Source organism: Duganella rivi (assembly GCF_009857435.1).
Classification (GTDB): Bacteria; Pseudomonadota; Gammaproteobacteria; order Burkholderiales; family Burkholderiaceae_D; genus Rugamonas; species Rugamonas rivi.
On the sequence record NZ_WWCK01000039.1, the window covers coordinates 1 to 219 of the forward strand.

The 219-nt window shown below is 51.1% G+C and carries 1 rRNA gene; it reads left to right on the forward strand.

From position 1 onward, the window contains the following. A 23S ribosomal RNA gene (locus GTP45_RS29455) occupies window positions 1-219 on the forward strand; the annotation flags it as partial.

Below are 219 nucleotides of genomic sequence, written 5' to 3' on the forward strand. Positions count from 1 at the left end.
TGCGATGGGGGGACGGATCGCGGAAGGTTGTCTGACTGTTGGAATAGTCAGTTTCTGGTTCATAGGAGGTACTTAGGCAAATCCGGGTACGTAATCCAAGGGACTGGGACGAGTGAACTTGTTCACGTAGCAATCGGAAGTGGTTCCAAGAAAAGCCTCTAAGCTTCAGTCATACGAGACCGTACCGCAAACCGACACAGGTGGGCGAGATGAGTATTC